The 22,571-nt window shown below is 60.5% G+C and carries 24 protein-coding genes and 2 pseudogenes; 15 read left to right on the plus strand and 11 right to left on the minus strand.

Features of this window, described 5'->3' with window-relative positions:
• From BN1800_RS42620 to BN1800_RS22265, 5 genes and pseudogenes are all read left to right on the plus strand, one after another.
• Positions 1–106 (plus strand): annotated as a pseudogene (locus BN1800_RS42620) (cytochrome c-type biogenesis protein CcmH); the annotation flags it as partial.
• Between the two features lie 254 nt (positions 107–360).
• Positions 361–813 carry a thiosulfate oxidation carrier protein SoxY gene (locus BN1800_RS22250; RefSeq protein WP_087001149.1) on the plus strand — a complete coding sequence of 151 codons (453 nt, stop codon included), beginning with the start codon at positions 361–363 and terminating at the stop codon, positions 811–813.
• Positions 814–857: 44 nt separating this feature from the next.
• Positions 858–1,160 (plus strand): thiosulfate oxidation carrier complex protein SoxZ, encoded by a 303-nt coding sequence (gene soxZ / locus BN1800_RS22255; RefSeq protein WP_087001151.1) that lies wholly within the window; start codon positions 858–860, stop codon positions 1,158–1,160.
• Position 1,161: 1 nt separating this feature from the next.
• The gene (locus tag BN1800_RS22260; RefSeq protein ID WP_087001153.1) at positions 1,162–1,533 is read left to right on the plus strand and encodes a c-type cytochrome; all 372 of its coding nucleotides are present in this window, start codon (positions 1,162–1,164) and stop codon (positions 1,531–1,533) included.
• On the plus strand, positions 1,530–2,795 hold the full coding sequence (locus BN1800_RS22265; RefSeq protein WP_087001155.1) for an NAD(P)/FAD-dependent oxidoreductase: 1,266 nt from the start codon (positions 1,530–1,532) through the stop codon (positions 2,793–2,795). Before BN1800_RS22260 ends, BN1800_RS22265 begins: the two co-directional genes overlap by 4 nt.
• Here the strand turns inward: BN1800_RS22265 and BN1800_RS22270 are convergent.
• The 9 genes from BN1800_RS22270 to BN1800_RS22310 form a co-directional block, all read right to left on the minus strand.
• Positions 2,747–4,939 carry a heavy metal translocating P-type ATPase gene (locus tag BN1800_RS22270; protein ID WP_087001157.1) on the minus strand — a complete coding sequence of 731 codons (2,193 nt, stop codon included), beginning with the start codon at positions 4,937–4,939 and terminating at the stop codon, positions 2,747–2,749. The two genes, BN1800_RS22265 and BN1800_RS22270, sit on opposite strands and share 49 nt — an antisense overlap.
• Positions 4,936–5,649 (minus strand): sulfite exporter TauE/SafE family protein, encoded by a 714-nt coding sequence (locus BN1800_RS22275; RefSeq protein WP_087001246.1) that lies wholly within the window; start codon positions 5,647–5,649, stop codon positions 4,936–4,938. Before BN1800_RS22275 ends, BN1800_RS22270 begins: the two co-directional genes overlap by 4 nt.
• A 49-nt stretch (positions 5,650–5,698) precedes the next feature.
• On the minus strand, positions 5,699–5,821 hold the full coding sequence (locus BN1800_RS43470) for a hypothetical protein (protein ID WP_280173968.1): 123 nt from the start codon (positions 5,819–5,821) through the stop codon (positions 5,699–5,701).
• A gap of 297 nt (positions 5,822–6,118) precedes the next feature.
• A complete protein-coding gene (locus BN1800_RS22285) occupies positions 6,119–6,331 on the minus strand; it encodes a hypothetical protein (RefSeq protein ID WP_244564599.1) in 213 nt (70 codons plus the stop codon).
• Positions 6,332–7,999: a cbb3-type cytochrome c oxidase subunit II gene (locus tag BN1800_RS22290; RefSeq protein WP_087001161.1), complete on the minus strand. Its 1,668-nt coding sequence runs from the start codon at positions 7,997–7,999 to the stop codon at positions 6,332–6,334.
• Entirely contained in the window at positions 7,996–9,441 is a 1,446-nt protein-coding gene (locus BN1800_RS22295) for a cbb3-type cytochrome c oxidase subunit I (protein WP_087001163.1), read from the minus strand. Before BN1800_RS22295 ends, BN1800_RS22290 begins: the two co-directional genes overlap by 4 nt.
• Positions 9,442–9,668: 227 nt before the next feature.
• Positions 9,669–10,139: a hypothetical protein gene (locus tag BN1800_RS22300; RefSeq protein WP_087001165.1), complete on the minus strand. Its 471-nt coding sequence runs from the start codon at positions 10,137–10,139 to the stop codon at positions 9,669–9,671.
• Positions 10,140–10,152: 13 nt separating this feature from the next.
• Positions 10,153–11,289: a metallophosphoesterase family protein gene (locus BN1800_RS22305; RefSeq protein WP_087001167.1), complete on the minus strand. Its 1,137-nt coding sequence runs from the start codon at positions 11,287–11,289 to the stop codon at positions 10,153–10,155.
• Positions 11,290–11,401: 112 nt separating this feature from the next.
• Positions 11,402–12,121, minus strand: a complete 720-nt coding sequence (locus tag BN1800_RS22310) for a carboxypeptidase regulatory-like domain-containing protein (protein WP_087001169.1) — start codon at positions 12,119–12,121, stop codon at positions 11,402–11,404.
• A 252-nt stretch (positions 12,122–12,373) separates the two neighbouring features.
• On the opposite strand from BN1800_RS22310, the gene BN1800_RS22315 reads away from it, so the two are divergent.
• The 4 genes from BN1800_RS22315 to BN1800_RS42625 all read left to right on the plus strand — a co-directional run bounded on the left by BN1800_RS22315 (position 12,374) and on the right by BN1800_RS42625 (position 16,311).
• Positions 12,374–12,994: an SCO family protein gene (locus BN1800_RS22315; RefSeq protein WP_087001171.1), complete on the plus strand. Its 621-nt coding sequence runs from the start codon at positions 12,374–12,376 to the stop codon at positions 12,992–12,994.
• 24 nt (positions 12,995–13,018) lie between these two features.
• Positions 13,019–14,281, plus strand: coding sequence for a 5-aminolevulinate synthase (gene hemA, locus BN1800_RS22320; RefSeq protein ID WP_087001173.1), 1,263 nt, complete (start codon positions 13,019–13,021; stop codon positions 14,279–14,281).
• Positions 14,282–14,306: 25 nt separating this feature from the next.
• Positions 14,307–15,947: a chaperonin GroEL gene (groL, locus tag BN1800_RS22325; RefSeq protein WP_087001175.1), complete on the plus strand. Its 1,641-nt coding sequence runs from the start codon at positions 14,307–14,309 to the stop codon at positions 15,945–15,947.
• A 148-nt stretch (positions 15,948–16,095) separates the two neighbouring features.
• Positions 16,096–16,311: a hypothetical protein gene (locus tag BN1800_RS42625; RefSeq protein ID WP_244564600.1), complete on the plus strand. Its 216-nt coding sequence runs from the start codon at positions 16,096–16,098 to the stop codon at positions 16,309–16,311.
• 91 nt (positions 16,312–16,402) lie between these two features.
• On the opposite strand, the gene BN1800_RS42630 is transcribed toward BN1800_RS42625, so the two are convergent.
• Positions 16,403–16,795 carry a hypothetical protein gene (locus BN1800_RS42630; protein ID WP_244564601.1) on the minus strand — a complete coding sequence of 131 codons (393 nt, stop codon included), beginning with the start codon at positions 16,793–16,795 and terminating at the stop codon, positions 16,403–16,405.
• Positions 16,796–16,993: 198 nt separating this feature from the next.
• Between BN1800_RS42630 and BN1800_RS22335 the strand changes: the two are divergent.
• Positions 16,994–17,254: pseudogene (locus BN1800_RS22335) on the plus strand (IS110 family transposase); the annotation flags it as partial.
• A 421-nt stretch (positions 17,255–17,675) separates the two neighbouring features.
• On the plus strand, positions 17,676–18,188 hold the full coding sequence (locus BN1800_RS22345) for a hypothetical protein (protein ID WP_244564602.1): 513 nt from the start codon (positions 17,676–17,678) through the stop codon (positions 18,186–18,188).
• Positions 18,189–18,490: 302 nt separating this feature from the next.
• Here the strand turns inward: BN1800_RS22345 and BN1800_RS22350 are convergent, their stop codons facing one another.
• The gene (locus BN1800_RS22350; protein WP_027512656.1) at positions 18,491–19,174 is read right to left on the minus strand and encodes a GntR family transcriptional regulator; all 684 of its coding nucleotides are present in this window, start codon (positions 19,172–19,174) and stop codon (positions 18,491–18,493) included.
• 112 nt (positions 19,175–19,286) lie between these two features.
• Between BN1800_RS22350 and BN1800_RS22355 the strand changes: the two genes are divergently transcribed.
• The 4 genes from BN1800_RS22355 to dapA all read left to right on the plus strand — a co-directional run bounded on the left by BN1800_RS22355 (position 19,287) and on the right by dapA (position 22,564).
• Positions 19,287–19,940, plus strand: a complete 654-nt coding sequence (locus tag BN1800_RS22355) for a GntR family transcriptional regulator (protein ID WP_179213860.1) — start codon at positions 19,287–19,289, stop codon at positions 19,938–19,940.
• Positions 19,941–20,051: 111 nt separating this feature from the next.
• On the plus strand, positions 20,052–20,888 hold the full coding sequence (locus tag BN1800_RS22360; RefSeq protein WP_087001179.1) for an ABC transporter substrate-binding protein: 837 nt from the start codon (positions 20,052–20,054) through the stop codon (positions 20,886–20,888).
• Positions 20,889–20,965: 77 nt separating this feature from the next.
• Complete coding sequence (locus BN1800_RS22365) at positions 20,966–21,658, plus strand: amino acid ABC transporter permease (RefSeq protein WP_087001252.1); 693 nt, start codon at positions 20,966–20,968, stop codon at positions 21,656–21,658.
• Between the two features lie 15 nt (positions 21,659–21,673).
• Entirely contained in the window at positions 21,674–22,564 is an 891-nt protein-coding gene (dapA, locus tag BN1800_RS22370; RefSeq protein ID WP_087001181.1) for a 4-hydroxy-tetrahydrodipicolinate synthase, read from the plus strand.
• Positions 22,565–22,571 lie beyond the last annotated feature (7 nt).

The raw sequence follows: 22,571 nt of genomic DNA on the forward strand, positions 1-22,571 counted from the left end.
CTTTGCGCGGCGGCGGGCCGGCAAGCCGACCGGCAGCCGCCTGACGGCGGAGGAGCAGGCAAAGCTCGACGAGCTGCTTGGCACGGGATCCGATCGGGCATCCTGACAGAGTTTAAGCAAGTTACGACGATGCCGAGTTCCCGTTCGTTCAACCGGAAGCAAGCACAATGAAACATTTACGCGCCATAGGACAAGGTGTACTCTTCCAGGAAACGTGCGGAGGTGACCGTTTCGGAACCTCGAAGAGACCGTGGCTCGTCATTAGCCCCCGCGGCGGGGAACGAAGCGTTCCGCAAGAGACTGGTCACGCTGCCTCTGCTTTTGGACGAACGCTAATCCAACGGTGCCGGAGACCGGACGATGAGATTGACGCGCCGCCAAATGCTCACGACCGGCATATTCGGGAGTGCAGCATGGGTGCTTGCATTATTGGGGGTCCGGCACGCGCGTGCCGGAGATGATGCCCTCGACTTCGTGGAGAGAATGACGGGGCGGAAGGCTAGCGCTTCGAACCGGCTTCATCTGGTGATGCCCTCTGAATTTTCGACAGGCTATACCGTGCCCATGGATATCCAGGTGGACAGTGCCATGACAGAGACTGACCACGTAAAGTCGATCCGCGTCTTCGCGCCGGAGAACCCGTTCATCGAGGTAGCGCAGTTCCATTTCTCACCCCGGCGCTGCCTTGCCCGCGTTTCGACCCGAATTCGCCTTGCCGGGCCGCAATACGTGGTGGCGCTCGCTGAAATGAGTGACGGCAGGTTGCTCATGGCCAAGAGCTGGATCAGCGTCGCCACAAATGGTTGCCGCTGACAGGAGGGAAGGAGGCAAGCGTAATGACGCCGATACCCCGTGTAATGGTTCCCGGCACGGCCGCCAAAGGCGAAGTCATTCCGGTCAAGACCATCATTCAGCACGAGATGGAAACGGGGCTGCGGACAGACAGCGAGGGCGAGGTGATCCCGCGCAAGATCATCAATAGATTCATCTGTCGCTATGGTGGCGTCGTGGTGTTCAGCGTCGACCTGCACGAGGCGGTCGCAGCCAATCCCTTTTTCGAATTCTCGCTGCTCGCGACGGAAAGCGGGCGCATGGAGTTCATCTGGGAGGAAGACGGCGGCGCTGTCTATTCTCTAAAGCACGATATAGTGGTCACCTGAAATGGTGTGCAAACCGTCGACCGCGGCACCGCCCCTTGCGAAGGCCATCGCTTTCGAGACTCGCCATATCCTGGGATTGTTCCTTGTGGTCACGCCCCTCTTGCCTGCCGACCAGGCTGCTGCACAGGTCAGCGAGGGCGCTCAGATCGCCGCCACCTGCGCATCCTGTCATGATCCGGACAAGCGAGGACAGTCCATTCCCTCGATCACGGCGCTCGACGAACAGGCCATAATTAATGCCATGCTTGCCTTTCGGGCAAGCGCACGTCCGAGCCACGTGATGCACGCCGTCGCCCTGTCGCTTAGCGACAGGGAACTGGCGGCCGTGGCGCGCTATCTTGCCGAAAAAGCGAACGACGGGGGACAACAATGACAGACTGGACGCGGCGCCGGGTCTGCGCCCTGGCGGGAGGGGCTCTCATGGCCGCGGTTGCGCCGCATGTCGCGCGCGGCCGGAGCCGGCCAAGAGTCGTCGTGATCGGCGGCGGCATTGGTGGCGCGACGGTCGCCCGGTACCTCGCCGGACTGAAGACGCTCGACGTGACCCTGATCGAGCCGAAGCCGAACCATGTCACCTGCTTCTTCAGCAATCTTTACCTCGCCGGTCTTCGCTCGCTCGCCTCGCTGACCTTCGGCTTTGAGGCTTTGGCCGAGCGCCATGGCGTTACGATGATACAGAAGGCTGCAACTGCCATCGATCCCGCCAGCAGCACCGTCGAACTTCAGAGTGGCGAGAGGCTGACCTATGACCGGCTCGTGCTCGCTCCGGGGATCGCCTTCAATTTCGGCGAGATCGGCGGCTATGACGAGGCGGCAGCCAAGATCATGCCGCATGCCTGGAATGCCGGACCTCAGAGCGAGGTGCTGCGCCGGCAACTCGAAAGCATGGAGGATGGTGGCGTGTTCGTTATAGCTGCGCCTGCAAATCCGTTCCGCTGCCCGCCGGCCCCCTATGAGCGGGCCTCGCTGGTAGCCTACTATTTCAAGCAGTTCAAACCGAAGTCGAAGATACTCATTCTCGACGCGAAGGACCAGTTTTCGGGTCAGGAACTGTTCCAGGACGCCTGGTCACGCCATTATCCGGGCATGATCGAATGGCTGCCGGCGCAGTTCATAGGGAGAACCAAAGCCGTACATGCGGCGACGTGTTCTGTCGTGACGGAAAACCAGACGTTTAAGGCGGCCGTTGCCAATGTCATTCCGCCGCAGAAGGCCGGGCTTATCGCTGAAAGGGCGGGCCTTACAGATAGCACCGGCTGGTGTCCGGTCGATCCGGCGACCTTCGAGTCTACGTTGCAACCCGGCATTCATGTCGTGGGTGACGCGATCGTTGGCGGCGACATGCCGAAATCCGCCTTCTCCGCCAATAGTCAGGCCAAGGCATGTGCCTTCGCTATCGCGGCTTCGCTTACGGGCTCGCCCCACTTTCCTCCGCGTCTGTTCAATTCGTGCTACACATTCCTGGCGCCAGACGATGCCTTCACCAATGCCATCACCTTCGCTCCCGAGGACGGAAGCATAAGGACCATCAAGATGTTCATCAGCAAGGTGGGGGAGAGTGCGGACGTCCGCCGCCGAACAGCCCATCAGGCCGTCGGCTGGTATTCGGCCTTCACCGCGGACGTGTTCGGCTGATCAATGTGGTGAGCTTCCTGATCGTCCACGGGAATTCCACGAAGTGAGAGATATGACGGATCGGGATGCGGCACACGTTGCAGCCTCAAGGAATTCATCACGACGAGAACGCTCGAACCGGCCATGACTGCGGCAGCGAGGATCGGCTGTAGCAGCCCGAGCGCGGCCGCCGTCAGCGCGACGAGGTTGTAGCCGAAGGCCCAAAGAAGATTGGTGAGAATGGTTCGGCGAACCGCACAGGCCATCTCGATTACCCATGGCAGCAGCCACAGTCCGCCTTCGGGCAGCACAAGTGCGGAGGTTTCGCGGGCGAGATCGGTCGCTGAGCCGACCGCGATGCCGACATCGGCATCGGCCAGAACCGGACCGTCATTGAGGCCGTCACCGACCATGGCCACTTTACCGCGGTTGTGGCGAAGGCGGTTCAGAGCGTCCTGCTTCGCCTCCGGCGACAAACCGGCTTTGATGTCGTCTATGCCGACTGTCGCGGCGATGCGTCGGGCCGGTTCGGCCAGATCACCGGTCAAGAGCGCGACATGGAGGCCGCGGCTCTTCAGTTCCTCGATGGTTGCGCGGGCTTCCGGGCGCTGCGTGTCGTCTAGCGAGAGTACGCCTTGCACGCGGCCGTTCCAACCGACATGGACAAGCGAGTGGCCCGTCGCCTCGAACATACGGGCACGCTCTCGCAACGCGGGCGAAAGCGGCCATCCGAGATCGCGCATCAGCGCTCCGTTGCCGGCAGCGACAGGTTCGCCGCAGACTGCACCCCGGATGCCGCGCCCGGGCACGGCGCAAATAGCCTGCGCTTCAACCGGCCGGATACCGCGCGCGGCGGCAGCTGTCGCGATGGCCGTTGCCAAGGCATGCTCGGAATACCGCTCCAGTCCGCTTGCGTTCGACAGCACTTCGTCGGGCGACACTCCATCGGTGTCGATGCTCACGACACGGGGCCTGCCGATGGTCAGTGTGCCGGTCTTGTCAAAGGCAATGCATTGCAGGCCGGCCAGTTGCTCCATGACACCGGGGTCTCGGACAAGGCAGCCCCGCCGCACCAGCCGTCCGATCCCGAGCGTGGTTGCAAGCGGCGCCGCAATCCCGACCGCGCAGGGGCAGGCAACGACGAGAACTGCCAGCCCGATGAGCAATGCTCGATCGAAGGGCTGCGATTGCGCCCAATAGGCGACTGTCAATCCGCTCAGGATTAGGACAAGGGGGACGGAGAGGGCAACTACGCGATCGGCGATGCGCTGGGTCTGGCTTTGATGTGACAACGCATCGCGAACCGACCGGCAAATTCCTGCCCAGCGGGTACCGCTGCCGGCGCCGCTGCTTCGGATGAGCAGAGGGCCGTCGAAATTGATGCTGCCGGCGATGACAGGTGTACCGGTCGTTTTCGGAACCGGCCGCCCTTCACCGGTAATCATCGCTTCGTCGACGTTGGACTCGCCTTCCGCGACCACCCCGTCGACGGGAATGCGCTCTCCCGGGCGCACCCGCACCATCATGCCAGCCGTGACTTCGCGCACCGGGCTGCGCGTCTCGATGCCGCCAGCGACGATTGTTGCGATCGCGTTTTCCGCCGCGAGCAGCGGTTCGAGATCTCGGGCCGCCTTGGCGCGGCCTGCAGCCTCGAGATAGCGGCCCAGCGTGAACAGCACCAGCACCATGGAAGCGGTGTCGAAATAGACATGGGTGCTGCCTTCGAGGACGGCGACGGCCGAATAGAGATAGGCCGCCGCAACCCCGATCACGATGAGCGCGGAGGAAGTCAGCCGCCCCTCCAGAGCGTGCGACCAGGTCTCGCTCAGGAACGGTCCGCCGAGGATCAACACTGCCGGCGTGGCAAACAGCCACAGTAGGGTTTGGATCCACGGAAGCATATAGGCGTCAGAGCCGGAGAAGGTGCCTGTGTAAACAAGGATGCTGAGGAGCATGATGTTCATGGAAAGAAAGGCTCCGACGCCGAGGCGCACAAGGAGCCATGCCGCCTCCGATTCCTCGCCTCTGCCATGCTTGACTTCAAAGGCGATCCTGCAGCCGTAGCAGCAGAAGGCGTGCTCCTCTCCATCAAGCGTCTGATGCGTGGCTCGCTGACCGGCCGGCAGCGAGCAATGGCTGCAGAGGGTCACGGCTCGGGCACTCATATCAGGTGATCTCCGTGCAACACGCTGACCGGCAGCACGCCACGGCCAAGCGTCATAAGCCCCAGCAGCAAAATGAATGAGCCGGCGAGCCAGACACCGCGCCGTCGCGCCAGCGGCCCGAGTGCGCCGCCGATGCCGCCCATCATCAACATCGCCGGGAAGGTTCCGAGTCCGAACGCCGCCATAGTGAGGAAACCGGAAAGCGCGCCGGCGGTGCTCGTCGCCTGCGCCAGGAACGCATAGACGAGGGGGCAGGGCAGGAAACCGTTGAACACGCCGAAGGCAAGCGGCGCGGCAGACCCCGGCGCCAGCAGCACCTTGCGCAGGGTCGCGGCGAACAGGTTGCCGCCAAGGCCTGCGGTGGCGCGATGAAGTCCCTTGAGCAGGCCGAAGAACTGCAGTGCGATGACGATCATGAGAAGTCCGGCAACGATTGCCAGAATGCGTTGCCCAAGATTGATCGAGCCATCCAGTGGCGGTGTCACGGCAAGATCGCCGGAGGTGCAGATCACCTGTCCGAGCGCACCGGCGAGCGCGCCGAGGAAGCAATAGCTGGTCAACCGGCCGCTGTTGTAGAGAAGGTGCCGCGCGACCGTCGCACCTGGCCCGTACGGATGGCGGCCGAGGGCGCAGGCAAAGCCCCCGCACATGCCGACACAGTGAAAACTGCCGGCGAAACCAGCCAAGAACAGCACCAGGTAGGAAGTCATCGCAGCATCCTTTCTGCCGCTCATCGAAGCAAGGGACGTTCAGCAGCGACTATTTCCAAGCGAGATAGGCCACCCAAACGAAGAAGCCGATGTGGAAGACCGCGCCGCCGATGAAAGCCAAAGTCTGGAGCGCGCCAGCATCGCCCCACGAAAAGACAGTTTGCTGAAGCATGGGGCCTCCGGTCAGTCGAAATAGCTCAGATAAACGTTGAGCGTCAGTTCGGAGAACAGAAAGAGCAAGTTCGCGATTGCAACGGTTAAGATGATCTTGGCTGCCAACATTTCCCCACTCCTGTTTCCTTATTCTCGATTGATGATGTTGCGTTAGATTCGGCCTGGACCGAGCCCGCCCCAATACTGATAAGCATAGTACAACCCCCAGACGAAGAGGACGAAATAAACGACAAGCAACCACACGGGGATATATCCGTGCCGCGACTCGATGGACCCGCCGGCATATTCCTCCGTGTCATGGTGTGGTGCGTCGTGAGGATTCGTGTTTTCGGGATTGCTCGTGTGCACGTCCTTCATTTTCCATTTCCCTCTCGTAGAACTGTTTCGACGCCTCATCAGTATTGCTCAAGGCGCCCGAAAACACGCCCCAGATGAAAAGGCAGAGTGCGCCAAGGCTCATCATCAGTGCGCCGACATAGGGTCCGGTGATTTCGAATTCGGGCATCATTCAGTCTCCCTGAGCGATTTTGCGCGCACCCGACGCGCTACCTTCACGCTCGCCAACCGTTGCCCCGGCTCCGGGGACATAGGCCTTGTCCGGCGTTGCCGCCTCCAAATTGAGATCGTCGAGAGCCTTGCGGTCGGCATCGGTTATGTTCAATGGTTCGAGTGAGAGCGGATCCTTGTATGCGGAAAGTGAAAGAACGAAGAAGGAAAGCGCCCAGCGATCGGCATCCGGGAAAGCGTCCCGGTAGGAGGGCATGGGCGTGCCGCTCATGCCGGTCGAGATTGTCCGGAAGATGTCCTCGACCGTCGGTCCCGACTTGAATTGGCCGCTAGTGAGATCGGCCGGCACGATCGGGAAGCCGAGATCATCCTTGAGGCCGGCGGCCTTCTGACCATCGCCCTTGCCGCCCTGACCGTGGCATTCCCAGCACTTGGCAACCTGCCAGATCTCACCGCCGCGAGCGAGCAATTGCGCGGAAGACGCTGGCGGCTTGCCAATAATCAGCGGCGGACCGGGCGGCTCTTCGGTGAAGAAAGCGTAAGGCGCGGATGGGTCGGAACGGTCGACGGCCAATTCGTGCTTGATGTATTGAATGACAGCGAGGCGGTCATTGATCGACAATTCGTGCCAGGCTGGCATGGCCGTGCCGCGGACACCCCGCGTGATCGTGCGCAGCAAATCGCCGTCCGTCGGCAGCGGCTCCTTTGTCAGCCTGAACTTGAACACGGCGGCGGTGAAATCGCGCGGCCGCTGCTTGTGGAGGAAGGTCGCCGCCGGCCCATTGCCGTCGCCTTTGACACCATGGCAGCCGAGGCAGCGCCGTTCGTAGACATTCTTGCCATAGGTGATCCATTCGTCCGAGCGCGGCAGGGTCACGTCGATGACTTCCAGATGCTGTGGTTCGAACAGATCGCGCCATTTGCCCCGCTGCATGCCAAGTTTCTGGATATAGGCGACGAGGGCGTGAAGCTCGTGCGTTTCGGCGGCAATGCTGACCGCTTCGCCGCCAAACTCCTCGTCGGGGATGAGGATCAGCGGCTTCTTGTCGCGTGCCGTCAGAGGCACGAAGAGCAGGCCGTCCGCATTCGGCGTCAGGGAAATTCGGGTCTCGCTATCGAAGTCGAACAGCGTTTCGCTCGCCGGTGTCCTTTCCAGGGTCCGGCTTCCAGCGCCGTCGTCGATGATCCGGATCGCGTCAGCCGGCGTATCGAACAGGCCGCGATAGGGAGCCATGATCGAGTCGGGCGAGAGCATTCGCGGATCCCAGAAATGCGCCAGATGCCACTCGTCGCCGAATTTCAGTCCCACCCGCATCAGGTCGGGCCCGATACGCCGCGTGCCGAACAGGTGCGGCACGTCATAGGCGTACTCGCCGGATTCCGTCACGGGACCCCAGCGGCGCGTCTCGCCGGTGACTGGACGAACGAACTGGGAGTGGCAGTACCAGCAGCCTTCACGCAGATAGACGGCGCGGCCCTGCTTTTGCAGCGGGGTGTATTCGGTGGCCTGCGTGACCATCCATTTGAGCTGTCCGAGACCGGTCCGCACGACCGACGTGACCGTCGTCGTACGCGACGACGGCTCGAAGAAGGGCAGGATCCCTTGTGTGATGACGGCAAGAAAGAAGAACCCGATCCCCGCCACCAGGGCTACGAATCGCGCAGTCATTCGGCCGGCTCCCCGGTAGGCTGCGTCCCAGGCGGCAAGACAGTCTGCCGTTCAGTGCTGGGCTGGGCGAGCGCGGTCAGCATCAGATTGATGACGAGCAGCGACATACCGACATCCATGCTGATGCCGGAAAGGGTGCGGACGAACCAGTAAGGCTTCATCGGAACCAGCGAATCCAGCCATTCGACGCCGCTCATCCATTGGAAGCCTTGCTGCAGGCCGCCCGCGGTCAGCACCAGCCCCATGGTGGAAATGCCGACCGTGATTAGCCAGAAGGACCAGTTCCCCATTCGGAACGACCACAGCTCACGGCCCCAGACTCGTGGCCAGACATAGATCAGACCGCCCATCGCCCAGACCACGAAAGTACCGAATACGGTCAGATGCGAGTGCGAGATGACAAAATCGGTGAAATGGGTTGGCTGCTGCAAGCTGCGCAATGCCTCTGTGGAGCCCTGGAAGCAGCCGATGAGATACATGATCGAGCCCGTGATCAGAAACTTGGCAGGCAGGTTTCTGCCGAATTCATGCCATTTGCCCATCATGGTGCCGAAGAAGTTCACCAAGACGGTCCACACGGGAATGATCAGCAGCATCGAGGTGACGATCGCGATCGTTTCGGCCCAGTCGGCGATCGGGCTGAAGAGATAGTGGTGGATGCCGACGAACGGATAGAAGAGCGCCAGAGACCAGAAGCCGACCAGCGAGAGCTTGTGGGAAAAAAGCGGATTGCGGGCACTGAGTGGGAGGAAAAAATAGATCAGCACATAGCCGGCGGGCGTCAGCCACAGGCCGACGATGTAGTGAATATAAAGCCCGTGAAACGCGGCGCTGTTGATACCCGTGATCGTGTAGGGAAGGATGAAGCTGCCGAGCACGAGATTCATGGTGGTCCACACGAATGCGCCGATCAGGTACCAGAGTGCGACGTAGAGCGGCGGCTCCAGCCGCTGCGAGATGGTGGTCAGGAATTGCGCGGTGACGGTCGCCACAACGGCGAAGATCGGAATTTCGGCAAAGAGCGGGAGCTCCCCGGCCTCTAGCCCGTGATTTTCACCGACGGTGAGCGAGATGAGGGCAGCCGCGAGGACGACATTCCAGAGCCAGGCCATCGGCACGCCTAATCGCGGCCACGGCACCCGCACGCCGCAAAGGCGGGGCACCAGGTAGTAGCATTCGCCGATGAAGAGCGCTGAGAAGGCGCCGAAGATGACGCCGTTGACATGCACGGGGCGCAGCCGCCCGAAGGTCAGTTCGAGATTGCCAGTACCGAGATAGTCCGGAAAGGTGAAGAGACCCGAAATGGCCACGCCGACCGACGGCGTCACCATCAGCCAGAACATGCCCCAATAGAGCCAGACGCGCACAACCGGCCAGTCAACCAAGGCGTCCAACTCGACGCCGGCGAACTTGCCGCGCAATACGGTGCCCGTCTCTGCCAAGACATGCCTCCACTGACCATGCCGACCCTGCGTCGTCGCAAGGTATTCAAACAAGCCTGAGCTCCAGCGATTGCGTGGGCGCCGATATCGGCTCTCGGTCAAGCTGACGTGTCGCCAGAGCAAATCACGCGTGCCGCGCGTGCGGGCGGCTCGGCACGCAAAAGGGCGCGGCTACACGTCGAATTCGTGCAAGACTCCTCAAGCCGATTTGGCTTGCGGGCCATTTTCTAAAACTTGCCCGGCTGCAGCACCGAACCGCCGTTCGACCAGGTAATGTATGCTTCGAGTGCCTTCATCGCGTCGGATTCCGGATCGATCTTCACACCCTGGTTCGGCTTCTCGATGCACCAGTTGATCATGTCGCGCAGGGTCGCGAACTTGGCCATCTGTGCCTGGAACTTCGGGAAGGACTGCGGGTGGGTGTCGGAGGCCATCGGATGGCACATCGCGCATGCCATGCCGGTTTTTGAGAGGTCATCGGCAACGCCCATTGCCTCGGCGGTCGCCGTGTCGCCGTGGAAGAGGAGGTCGCCCTTCCGGACCTCTTCCATGAACACTTCCTGATACACCTTGAGTTGCGCCGGCGTCACCGGGTCCTTGTGGGCCCTGGTCGGTCCGGCGAGGATGGCGACGACGATAACCCCTCCGGCTATGGCGGAATACTGCAGAAGGCCGAGGAATGAGGGCTTGGATTTCATGACCATTCCTCCTTCAATAGGGCCACATATTGTCGGCGATCCGCGGTCGGATGATCTCCGAGACATTCTTGTCGTGATCCTCCGGCGACTGCACGAAGACTTCCTTGCGGCCCCACATGACGTATTCTGTTTCGACATCGTCGCTGGCGCTGACGTCGATCTTGCTCCAGCCGACGCCGTCGAAGGGATCGCCGGGGTCGACGCGGATCATCGGCTTGGTCAGCTTCGGCAAGCCTTCCGGCGCATAGGGCCAAGGCCATGACGTCGCCAGCATGCCAATTGACCTGAAGGTCCCGATTTCGTTGTAGAGCACCTGGTGCACATGACCGTGAATGTTGGTCACCTTCGTGTAGGGGCTCAGCACCTCATGGACCTCGCGCCAGTCTCGAACCCAGAAATTCCACGGCGGATAATACTCGTACAGGGGGTTGTGGCTGAAGATGACGACGGGCATCGCCTTGTCCCAATCGGCCAAGGTCTTTTCCATCCAGTCGAGCTGATCGCGGCCAACACCGGCCCAGGGACCGGCGACCGTGCCGTCGAGCGTGGCCATGTGACCCATGCGTTCCTCGGGGGTCATGTTCTTGGCGGTCCAGTAGTCCGGTCCGCGGCTGACCGTGTCGAGCCCGATGAAGCGCACGCCCTTGTGGTCGAAGGTCCAGTTGGGTTGGCCAAACAGCTCACCCCACTTCTTGCCCATGTCGAGGTACCAGTCGTGCTCGCCAGGGATGTAGTGTTTCGGGATATTGATCTCTTTCAGAAGATCGACGCCGAGTTCGAGCTCCTCGATCTTTCCGAGCTGGGCGAGATCGCCACCGAAGATCAGGAAATCTGCGGGTGGATCCATTGCCTGAACTTCCTGCGCTGCACGCACGACCTTGTCGACGAAGCGTGTGTTCAGGGATCTTGGGTAGAGATGGGTGTCGGAGATCCAGGCAAATTTGAAGGCCGCGTCGTTTGCATGTGCGATATCGAGCGTGTTGAGCAGCGGCCACCACGCGAAGGCCTCGCCGACAGTTGCTGCGCCGAATATCAACGAGCCGTGAATGAAGGTGCGGCGGGTAATTTTCAGTGAGTCGTCGGGCCGAACTCCCTCGGGTTGAAGTACGGAATGCATTTCGCGACGAATGCGATCCAGTTCGTCAGACATGACGGTTCCTCCTCTCGGGTCGAAAGAAGAACTCGGCCCCCACATAGGCAGAAGTGGCGCGTTGGGCCACGTCAGTACTTTTCTTGTTCTTTTTTGTACTCTTTACTTCGTACTACTGTTTCTTAAGCTCGATATCGAGCGTCGTGGCTTTGCCACCCTCAACGCTGACAGACATTTCCATAGGCCCGGTGAAGGGCTGCACGGCCACGAGTTTGTAGTCGCCAGGCGGAACGTCGGTGATCGAGAACTTGCCATCGCTCCCCGTGACTGAGTAGTAGGGATTGTCGGCGACGTAAATCCAGCCTTCCATCCAGCCATGCGCGTCGCAGTCGATGCGTACCGTTCCGGGTCGGGGCAATTCGGTGGGAATGGTCTGGCCTTTGTTCGGCAAGGCAAGGTTGAACGCCGTGCGCTTGCCATAGTAGCCATGCGTATTATGCAACACGGGATCGGAGTTCACGACATTCAGCGGGCCTGCCGGGATAACCTGCACTTCCGGTTCGAAGCGGCATTTTTCATTATCGAGTTCGGGGGTCTTGCCCGCCGGTGGCCATTCTTTGCCAGATGACACGTCGACCAGATATACAACCGCGCTTTCAACGGCTTTGCCGTCGCCAAGCCGGATCAACGGTTCGTCGCGTGGAGTTCCGCAGACCTCGACGTCTTTGGTGGGGATGATCTTTTTCATCGGGACGTTGCCGTTATAGACGACAACACCCTCGATCGACCCACCGCCTGTAACGGCGCTCACGTCGTAGGATTGCGCAGGCGGGGCGATCATTGTCGTTGCGGCGATTGCAAGACATCCGGAGAAGAATTGATGCGTTCGCACAACATTCCTCCCTTCCTAAAAAGGAAAGATTGCATTTTCGTTTAAGACGTCTCTAATATCAAGCTGAAAATGCTATTTCGGCGATATAGAGCGAGTGCGTCGATCTAAGCTCGCCCGCTACCAAAGCTCACTCCAGTCGCCGCAGGCGCATCTTACACAATGACCGGCTCCGCCGGTATTGCTAAGCATCGTGTTCCATCGCGGCCAGCATGGCCTCAGCGGCAACGTCGCGCGACGAGGGAGGCACACCACATGGCTCGGCGAAAAGCGTACCATCAAGCGGCAACTCTCCTGCGCCTTCTCTTCGCTGGGTTGATCCCTACGGCCGCGCCGCTTCTGGAGACTATGCCTGCTCATGCCGCCACGCCGGCAACGGTCGGCGGGCGGTTCAGCCTTGCTGCGCCGAATGGCACGATCGTCACCGACAAAAGCTTCCGCGGGAAGTGGATGCTGGTGTTCTTCGGCTACACCTTCTGTCCCGACACCTGTCCGACGACGCTGGGCCAGATTGCCGTGGCGCTCGATCTGCTCGGCCCCGAGGCGAAACGGGTGCAGCCGATCTTCATCACGGTCGATCCGGAGCGCGATACTCCCAAAGTAATGGGCGAGTATACCGAAGAAATCGACAAGCGGATTGTCGGACTCTCGGGAACGCCGGAGCAGATCGCAGCAATATCGCAAGCGTACGGCGTCTATAGCGAGTGGCACCGCACCGGACCAGGTCGGGACGACTATCTCATCGATCACAGCACATACATCTACATAATGTCGCCGGAGGGAAAGTTCGTACGGGGCGTGTCGGCTGACACGCCGGGGGACGCCATCGCGGCCATCTTGCGTCATCTGATGACGGAGGCTCGCAACCGAGGCTGAGCGACGACGGCGAGGAGGAGGGACATGACCTTCAGGAAGGGTGGGAAAAAGGGGACTGGGCGGTATGGCCAGTACTTCCGCGCCGCCATATCACGACTCCATGCCGAGCAGCGATACCGCGTCTTTACCGATCTGGAGCGGATCGCGGGGCGTTTTCCCTTCGCCATCTGGCGCTCCCCGTCGGGACCGCGGGAGGTCGTCATCTGGTGCTCCAACGATTATCTCGGCATGGGGCAACATCCCAAGGTGATCGAAGCCATGATCGACACGGCGCGACGTCACGGGACAGGTGCGGGCGGTACCCGCAATATTTCCGGGACAAACCATCCGCTCGTCGAACTGGAAGCCGAACTCGCGGATCTACACGACAAGGATACGGCTCTGGTCTTCACGTCGGGTTATGTGTCCAACCAGACGGGCATCTCCACCATCGCCAAGCTCATACCCGACTGTCTGGTCCTGTCCGATGCGCTCAACCACAATTCCATGATCGCGGGTATCCGCCAATCCGGAATGGAGAAACGGATCTTCCGTCACAACGACGTGCGACACCTCGAGGAACTGCTGAAGGCCGTCGGCCCCGAGCGGCCGAAGCTCATCGTCTTTGAAAGCCTCTATTCCATGGACGGCGACATCGCACCGATCCATAGTATCTGCGACCTAGCCGATCGCTACAATGCCATGACCTATCTCGACGAGGTGCATGCGGTAGGAATGTATGGACCGAGGGGCGGCGGCGTTGCCGAACGCGACGGTGCCATGGAGCGCATCGACGTCATCGAAGGTACGCTGGCCAAGGCTTTCGGCTGTCTCGGCGGCTATATCGTCGGCGACAGCGATCTCATCGACGCCGTGCGCTCCTACGCGCCCGGTTTCATTTTCACGACGGCTTTGCCGCCTCCCATCTGCGCGGCGGCCACCGCCGCGATCCGCCACCTGAAGATCTCCCAGTCGGAGCGTCAAAGCCACCAGGAGCGCGTTCGGCGCGTCAAGGCCGAACTGATTTCGGCAAGGCTGCCGGTCATGCCAAGCGACAGCCACATCGTTCCCGTTTGGGTCGGCGATCCGGCAAAGTGCAAGGCGGTGAGCGACCTGCTGCTCGGAGAGTACGGCATCTACATCCAGCCGATCAACTATCCGACCGTCGCCAGGGGAACCGAGCGACTGCGCATCACGCCGTCGCCTTGCCACGACGACATCATGATCGGTCAGCTTGTAGCGGCCCTGGCCGGCGGCTGGAAGCGGCTCGGATTACGATACGCCAATACTGCTCAGGCCGCGGAGTGAGGCGGCAACTCTTGGGAGGAAGGCCATGACGGCCAAAGACATCAAATTCGCCTTCGAGGCGCGAGACAGCATGTTAAACGGCGTGGATACGCTCGGACGGGCCGTCAGCGTCACACTTGGGCCGCGGGGGCGCAACGTCGCAATCGCCCGGTCCTTCGGTGCGAAAATCACCAAGGACGGGTTGACCGTTGCAAGGGAGGTCGAGCTTCAAGACAGGTTCGAGGACATGGCCGTCCGGTTGCTCCGGCAAGTTGCGGTCAGAACCTCCTATCTGACCGGCGACGGCACCACGACGGCGGTCGTGCTCGCCGATGCGATCATCAGAGGCGGCGTGCGGGCAGTGGCGGCCGGCATGAATCCCATGGACTTGAAGCGCGGCATCGATCGCGCGGTCGAGGCCGTCGCGGCGGTGCTGAAGCAGAATGCAAGAGCCGTAACCTCGAATGCGGAGATAGCCCAGATCTCCACGATCGCGGCAAACGGCGACACAGAAATCGGCCGCATGATCGCCGAAGCCATGGCAAGGGTCGGCAGCAATGGCGTGATCACAGTCGAGGAAGGAAGGACTCTCGAAACCGAGATCGAGATCGTCACTGGCATCCAGTTCGACCGCAGTTACACCTCCCCGCATTTTACTACCAACCGAGAGCGGACGCGGGTGGAGTTCGAGGACGCCTACGTCCTTATCAGCGAAAAGAAGCTGGCGAGCCTCGGCGAAGTGCTGCCACTCCTGGAAAAGGTCGTGCAGACCGGCAAACCTCTTCTCGTCATCGCCGAAGATGTCGAGGCCGAAGTCAGGGCAGCGCTCGTGGTCAACAAGCTGCGCGGCAGCCTCAAGGTGGCAGCGGTCAAGGCGCCCGCCTACGGCGAGCTCCGCAGGGCGATCCTGCAGGATATTGCGCTGCTGACGGGCGGTACGGTGATCTCAGAGGATCTCGGTCTGAAGATCGAGACCGTGCCGCTCGATGTTCTCGGCCGCGCGCGGAAGATTACAGTCGACAAGCAAAACACGACGATCGTGGAAGGGGGCGGTCGACCGGCGGATATCGAGACCGGCATCGCCGCCATCAAGCGTCAGCTCGAACAGTCCGACTCCGACTACGACCGGGACAAGCTTGAGGAACGGCTGGCGCGGCTTTCGAGCGGGATTGCCGTGATCCGGGTCGGCGGAACGAGCGAGATCGAGCTCAGGGAGAAGAAGGATCGCATTCGGAACGCCGTCCATGCGGCCCGCGCTGCGATCGAGGAGGGTATCCTGCCGGGCGGCGGCACCGCGCTTCTGCGGGCAGGAAAAGTACTCGGGGCGCTCAAGGTCGATCACCCCGACCAGCAGGCGGGCATCCGCGTCGTCGCGGAGGCAATACGCTGGCCGGCACAGCAGATTGCGGCCAATTCTGGCGAGGACGGATCGGTCGTCGCAGCGAGAATTCTCGAAGAGGATGATTTTGCCTACGGCTATGACGCCCAGAAGAGTGCATTCGGCGACATGATTGCAGCGGGTATCATCGACCCCGTCAAGGCGGTGCGCGCGGCGCTTCAGGGCGCTGCGTCCGTGGCCGGTCTCATGATCATGACGGAGGCGATGGTGGCAGAGGTTCCCGGGCCGCCGCCGCCCGAGCTTCCAGGCCATCACGATCATGAGGACAATCTCGACATCGAGTTCTAGTCCGAGATAATTTTTTGGTTGCAACAATCCAAAATCATGAACGTGACCGGTCCACGATAGAGGGGGACACTGGCGGAAGACCGCACCGCGATTTTCCTCATTGACAAGGCTCCTGAGAAAGTAAGGGCTCCTGCCAAAGAGAACGCGAATGATTACCGACAAGTTCCGGCGCCTACGGAGCAGCAAAGCGACAGGTGATGCCGGCGATGGTACTCGGCAGACCGGCACATCGAGATCACTTCGCGAGGATGACCTTGCCGGGCAGGCTGAGGTTGCCGGACGCAAGCTTGAAGACATTGCTAACGCACAGAAGCGGGGCGTGAAGATTGCCGTTGACCTTCAGCCAGCGGTAACGCCGTCGTAGGAAGCCCCGCTGATACCGCCGAGCGATTCGAGTGGAATTTCCACATCAACCGCATCGCCCTTGAACGTTGTCGGATGATCCGGGCTGTCGATCAGCAGCGGCACCTTCGGCCATGTCGGCGGCACTTTGAGCGTTGCGCCTTCCGGAATGTCGACGACCTTCGGCCGCCACCGCAGGCCTTGTCTTCGGCGAGGACCACCCAATGGGGATGCCAGACGTCACGGTTCCTTCCGCCGTCGGCGGCGTCATCGAGGTCCGGATGGAAGGTCACCGCGAGGGCGACGATGCCCTGATCCTTTTCGAAGCCGATGTCGCTGCTGTTGAGCGATGTCGGCCAGACATAGGCGTACACGTCCGAGCCCGCGAACTTGCCCGTGGCGGCGGGCTTGTCTGAACCTGCCTCGCCGCGGACGCGTGTTGTGAAGATGGCCACGTCGCCTTTCGTGACGATTGTGGTCTCGATGATGTCGAACGGCGCCTTCACGGCCTCCGCTGGCTCTGCCTTGATCGAGTGCCTGGGCTGGGCACACAAATTGCTGACCGGAGAATATCTGTGGCCAACGGAGAAAAACGCTTAGACCGTATGTTCGTGGGTGAAGGCGGCCCGCCCCCGCGGTAAGCTACAATCGGGGGTTGCTCTGGATTGGCCGGAGCCGAGCCCCATGCTTAGCGAGGGCGAACCATGAAAGAGAATAGCGTAATTTTCATCGGCTTGGATACGTCGAAGCTGAAGATTTCAGTGGCGGTTGCCGATGGAGAGCGTAACGGCGAGGTGCGGTTTTTCGGCGACATCTCGTCGGAGCCGGCGTCGGTGGCGGCGATGGTCAACAAGCTTTCCAAGCGTGGAGCGAAGCTTCACTTTTGTTATGAAGCCGGCCCGACCGGCTACGGTCTTTATCGCCAGATTGTCGAATTGGGGCACGACTGCGTGGTGGTGGCGCCGCCGGGCATCTGCTGCCACTGCTGAAGAAGGGGCGGAATCCGCGCGTCGTCACCCTCGGCAGTGTGGCGGCGCGTAATGGAGCAATCAACTTCGACGACCTGCAGGCCGAGCGGGGCTACAAGCCGATGCCGGTCTACAGCCAGTCGAAGCTCGCCTGCGTCATGTTCGCCTTTGAACTGAGCCGGCGCAGCAAGGCGGCCAGATGGGGCATCGAGAGCCTGGCGGCGCATCCTGGCATCTCGCGGACCGATCTGCTTCCGAACGGAGCGGGGCAGACGAGTGCGGCCGGGATGGCGCGCCGCTTCCTGCCTTTTCTGTTCCAGCCTGCGTGGCAGGGCGCTCTGCCCACGCTGTATGCGGCGACCGATCCGGCAGCGCGCGACGGCGCCTACTACCGACCTGACAGGGTGGTCCGCTGGCGGTGCAGGTCGCGCGGCACTTCGGCGCAGGCAGGATTATCGCGGTCGGTCGCAGCCGCGAGCGGCTGGACCGGCTCGAAGTTGAAGCGCGAATTGCTCTCGACGACGCCGCCGACGAGGCGCTGCGCGCCGAGTTCGACCGCGGCGTCGATGTCGTCCTCGACTTTATCTGGGGCGAGCCTGCCAGCCGGGTGATCGCGGCCGCGACGAAGAATCGCGGTTCCAGAATGGGCGAACCGAGGGTGCGTTACGTCCAGCTCGGCACGGTTGCGGGCGACGAGATTTCGCTCCGTGGCGATGCTTTTCGCGGTTCGGGGCTCGAATTGATGGACAGCGGCATCGGCAGCGTCGCCATCCAGGAATTGTTGGCCGGCGCCCGCGAGCTTCTGACGGAAACGAACAAGGCAGGGTTTGACGCTCCCGTCACGACGCTTCCGCTCACGGCCGTCGCCGACGCGTGGGCCGGCCCCTCTGATGTCCGCTACATCCTATCCCCGGCGGGCCAGACACATTGACGCGAGCGGGAAAAGTCCATCTACGACGCTCGGACCGGACGGGTCGCACCTTGTACTGTGAATCAGCACCGAAGGCTGACCCCAGGACAAGAGGAAGCAAGTGCATGACTTTGCAGGCAAAATTACGATCCGAGTGAGGTCATCATAGGCGCCAATCGCGACCCCACACGATGTCATTCCTATATATAAATCAAAGCTTTACTCAGTAGCGACAAATGGGTCAACCTTCGGTACTGATTCATACTCTGATTGAGGCTCCATCATCGTTTCACCGGGCTTGTTCCTCGGTCCACTTGATCGCACTAGAGGTCGGCGACTTGCAGATGCATTCGAGTAAATGCGATTAAGCTTTCGATGTGGTGGGCGACAGCCCGGCGCGTTTCCTCGACGTCGCCCCGGTCGATCGCCTCGATGATAACAAGGTGTTCCGTGGAGTCCGGCTTCAGGCGATCTTTCAGGCGGTCGATTTCGAAGAGACGCGTGGTCGCCCGAAGCTCCCGCAGCACCTTTGCCATTACCGCGTTGCCGCAATGATCGATGATCATATTATGGAGATTGTCGTCCGAGAACCAGTGCGCGTCTGTGTGATACGCCGTCGCGTCCAAAAGGTCGTGGATTTCCTGCCGGACGCTCATCAAAAGACGTCGCGGAATAGCGTTGATCGACAGTACCGCTGCTTCAGGTTCGATCAACAACCTCAGTTTCAAGCTTTGAAGATACTCGCCGATATCCACCTGTCGCACGACGTAGTTTCGGCCATCACCCTTGCGAACCAGGCCTTCGCCCTCTAACCTCTGAAGCGCTTCGCGCAGCGGCGTCCTCGAAATCCCGAGTGTCTCGGCAAGCCTTGCCTCAACGATGACATGCCCGCCTTTCAGCCGGCGATGCCGGATCATGTCGGACACGGCCTTGTAGGTCAGCGATGCAAGATTATGCTGCCCTTTCTCCGCAATTTTCCGACCCGGGGCCGCTAAAGCGTCTGTCACCGTTCGCTATTTCCTTGTTCTTTAAGGCGTTGGCCGCACGACGCGGCAACGCGCTTTCCTTACGCGATCACTTGTTACATATGATAGCCGAATTGGAAAAGGACTGGAACGAGTGCAGATGGACGATGGTCTGAATGAAGTTGGCGACTCCAGCCTTGCTGACGAAACCTACCGTTCCCTGCTGGCTGATATTCTATCAGCCAGGCTCGCGGGGGGATCGGTCGTCCAGCAACGCCGCCTGGCGACGAAACATGCTGTTTCGCGTTCTCCCATGCGCCACGCGCTGGGACGTCTCGAAGGGGAGGGACTACTTGTCAGAAACGAAAAAGGCGTTCTCTCGGTCAGGGTCATCAGTCTCAAGGATTACCTTGACAGTCTCACCATGAGGATGCTGCTCGAACCAACTGCGGCCGCGCTCGCCAGTCCTCACGTTTCGCGACTTGAACTGGACCCTTTGGCAAGGATGCTTGACGAGATCGAGACCGACCCCGAACCTGACCCCGAGGTGGTTTGGGCGTTCGACGAAGCGCTTCACAACTATATCGCAAGCGAGAGCCGCAACCCCTTTATGGCGGCTACCATCGGGGAGATGCGACGCTACACAACGATCTTTGAGCGGCAACTGCCTGTTGTTCGCGCTAAGCCGGGCGTGCGAGAACATAGAGCGATCCTGCTTGCCTTGGCCTCCAACGATGCCGAGGCCGCCCGCCGAGCCATGACCGATCATCTCGAAGTCGTCCGTCAGGGCGTTCTTGCGAACTACTGAATCCGATGAAAACGCACTTGCATTCGCGGTGGACTTTTGTATAAAAGTGGGATCCCACTTGAATGCACGATCGGGACCCAACGATAATGAATCGAACTCCAGAGGCTCTCCATGCTCCGTTCACACTTCTCTCGCAGCGTTTTTGCCGCGTCCTTCCTGTCGATCACAGCGTCTTTTGCCTTCGCTCAATCCTGCGAACCCAAAGCGGTGGCAGGCGAGTTGATCAAGCCCGGTACGCTCGTCATGTCGACCAATCCAACGCTTCCTCCGCTCCAGTTCATCGATTCCACTGGCGATCTTAAGGGCATGCGCATCGACCTCGGCAAAGAGATCGCCAAGCGCCTTTGCCTTGAGCCCGAGTATGTCCGCATCGAATTCTCCGCGATGGTTCCGGGTCTGCAGGCTGGCCGCTGGGACATGATCAATACGGGCATTTTCTTCACCGAGGAACGCGCCAAGATCATGCAGATGATCCCCTATGAAGATCAGGCCATCAGCATCTCCGTGGCGCCGGATTCGAAGAAAAACGTCACCGCAAAAGATGATCTGGCCGGCATGACGATCGGTGTCGAAATCGGTGGTTTCGAGGAAACAAAGACACGCCTTCTCGACAAGGAACTGCGTGACACGGGCAAAGAAGGCCTGACCATCCAGACGTTCGATAATTTCGCCTTGGCCTTCCAGGCTCTGCGGGCAGGCCAGGTACAGGGTGTCGTGTCGATCGACGCCGTCGCGAAGGAGTACGATTCTCGCGGGGACTTCAAACGGGCAATCAGCGGCCTCTACCCCGCTCCGGTTTCTGTCGCATTCAAAAGCCCGGCTTTGGCTGATGCCGTGTCTGCGACGTTGAAAGACATGAAGGCGGATGGATCTCTGAAGGCGCTCTTTGACAAATACGGCCTGCCGATGGTCGCGGGTGACTATTCGGTCAAAGGCCCAGGCCGCTGAACTGATTTCAAAGGTCGTTTAGAGATGAGGCGGGGCGCGACCACGTCGCGCCAGCCCTCTTGCAGAAGGTCGTCTTCATGTCGCTTTGGAACTGGTCTGGCTTCTTCGGTTACCTGGTCAACCCCTTTATACTTGGCGGGGTGTTCACAACCGTCTGGCTCACCGTCGTCTCGTTGGTTGCGGGGCTAATTCTTGGTTTTGCCCTTGCAGTGATGCGGCGATCGTCACGGCGAGTGCCATACTCCCTTGCCAAGGCGTATATCTGGCTTTTTCGCGGCACGCCGCTTCTTGTACAGTTGATTGCGATCTACACGGCGCTTCCACTGTTCGGCATCAAGTTCACAGTCATAGAGGCGGCGTTGCTCGGATTGGCTCTCAACGAGGCGGCTTATCTCGCGGAGATCATTCGCGCTGGTATCGAAGCCGTGCCGGAAGGTCAGACCAGGGCGGCGCGCGCGCTCGGCATGACGGAGCGTCAGATCATGCGCTACATCGTCATGCCGCAAGCCTTCAAAGTTATCGTGCCGCCTCTCGGCAATTCGGTGAACGGTCTCTTGAAAACGACCTCTGTCACCTCCGTCATCTCGGTCGAAGAACTCCTTCGCCGGACCCAGGTTCTCATCCAGGAACGATTCATGGTGCTCGAATTGTTTGCGGTCGCGGCGATTTATTACCTCCTCCTCACAACGCTCTGGGACTTCTTCCAAAGCCATATCGAAAAGCGTCTCGGTCAAGCCGGATCTCGACTTTCCGTTAACGAGAAGCGCTAGAACTAGGATTCTCAAATGCAAAAGACGTTCCGCGGTGTGTACACCGTGATGATTACTCCCTTGGATTCCAACAGCGCGGTAGATCTGAAGGGGCTGGCTGCCTTTACCGACTGGCAGGTCAAAGAAGGTATACACGGCCTGATCCCTCTTGGATCGACAGGTGAGTTTTTGTCCCTCAGCGAGGAAGAGCGCGATGGTGTGGCGAGGACCGTCATCGAAACTGTCGCGGGTCGGGTGCCTGTTCTGATCGGCGCGGGAGCGGAAGATACGCGGGAATCCATTCGCCTTAGCGTCAAGGCCGAGGCAATGGGAGCTGACGGCGTCATGATTATTCCGCCGTTCTATTCCACACCAACGGATGACGAACTCGTTCACCACTACAAGAGCATTGCGTCTGCAGTGACCATCCCGATTATGATCTACAACAATCCCGCGACCGCAAACGTCGATCTGACGCCAGAGTTGGTCAAGCGGATCGCCGAAATCGACGGCTGTGACTATATCAAGGAGTCCACCCTCGAAGTGACGCGCGTGCGCGACATCATCCGGCTGGCTGGCGACGATATGACTGTGTTCGGGGGCATTCTCGGGTTCGAGTCTTTCGTTATGGGTGCGCAGGGCTGGGTGGCAGTGGCTTCAAATGTTGCGCCAGGACCGATGGCGCGGATCTTCGAACTTGTCGCCGATGAGAAAAGGTTCGATGAGGCAAGAGAGCTTTATCTCAAATGGCTGCCTGTCATTCACGCGGTCGGAGGCCAGGCCTATGTCGCAGGTACGAAATCACTGCTGACCCACATGGGATTTGGCGCAGGCCTGCCGCGTCCGCCGCGCCTACCGTTGCCACCCGCGCGGGACGCCGCAATGAAGAAGCTGGTGACTGATTTCGGTCTGACGTTCGGCACCTGAGGAATTC

This window comes from Rhizobium sullae (genome assembly GCF_900169785.1).
Classification (GTDB): domain Bacteria; phylum Pseudomonadota; class Alphaproteobacteria; order Rhizobiales; family Rhizobiaceae; genus Rhizobium; species Rhizobium sullae.

Coding starts and splice junctions, on each gene's coding strand:
- BN1800_RS22305 (WP_087001167.1), bottom strand. CDS start 11,289: ATGTCTGACGAACTGGATCGCATTCGTCGCGAAATGCATTCCGTACTT.
- BN1800_RS22250 (WP_087001149.1), top strand. CDS start 361: ATGAGATTGACGCGCCGCCAAATGCTCACGACCGGCATATTCGGGAGT.
- BN1800_RS22300 (WP_087001165.1), bottom strand. CDS start 10,139: ATGAAATCCAAGCCCTCATTCCTCGGCCTTCTGCAGTATTCCGCCATA.
- soxZ (WP_087001151.1), top strand. CDS start 858: ATGGTTCCCGGCACGGCCGCCAAAGGCGAAGTCATTCCGGTCAAGACC.
- BN1800_RS22265 (WP_087001155.1), top strand. CDS start 1,530: ATGACAGACTGGACGCGGCGCCGGGTCTGCGCCCTGGCGGGAGGGGCT.
- dapA (WP_087001181.1), top strand. CDS start 21,674: ATGCAAAAGACGTTCCGCGGTGTGTACACCGTGATGATTACTCCCTTG.
- BN1800_RS22275 (WP_087001246.1), bottom strand. CDS start 5,649: ATGACTTCCTACCTGGTGCTGTTCTTGGCTGGTTTCGCCGGCAGTTTT.
- BN1800_RS22360 (WP_087001179.1), top strand. CDS start 20,052: ATGCTCCGTTCACACTTCTCTCGCAGCGTTTTTGCCGCGTCCTTCCTG.
- hemA (WP_087001173.1), top strand. CDS start 13,019: ATGACCTTCAGGAAGGGTGGGAAAAAGGGGACTGGGCGGTATGGCCAG.
- BN1800_RS43470 (WP_280173968.1), bottom strand. CDS start 5,821: ATGCTTCAGCAAACTGTCTTTTCGTGGGGCGATGCTGGCGCGCTCCAG.
- BN1800_RS22365 (WP_087001252.1), top strand. CDS start 20,966: ATGTCGCTTTGGAACTGGTCTGGCTTCTTCGGTTACCTGGTCAACCCC.
- BN1800_RS22260 (WP_087001153.1), top strand. CDS start 1,162: ATGGTGTGCAAACCGTCGACCGCGGCACCGCCCCTTGCGAAGGCCATC.
- BN1800_RS22290 (WP_087001161.1), bottom strand. CDS start 7,999: ATGACTGCGCGATTCGTAGCCCTGGTGGCGGGGATCGGGTTCTTCTTT.
- BN1800_RS22285 (WP_244564599.1), bottom strand. CDS start 6,331: ATGATGCCCGAATTCGAAATCACCGGACCCTATGTCGGCGCACTGATG.
- groL (WP_087001175.1), top strand. CDS start 14,307: ATGACGGCCAAAGACATCAAATTCGCCTTCGAGGCGCGAGACAGCATG.
- BN1800_RS22270 (WP_087001157.1), bottom strand. CDS start 4,939: ATGAGTGCCCGAGCCGTGACCCTCTGCAGCCATTGCTCGCTGCCGGCC.
- BN1800_RS42625 (WP_244564600.1), top strand. CDS start 16,096: ATGATTACCGACAAGTTCCGGCGCCTACGGAGCAGCAAAGCGACAGGT.
- BN1800_RS22315 (WP_087001171.1), top strand. CDS start 12,374: ATGGCTCGGCGAAAAGCGTACCATCAAGCGGCAACTCTCCTGCGCCTT.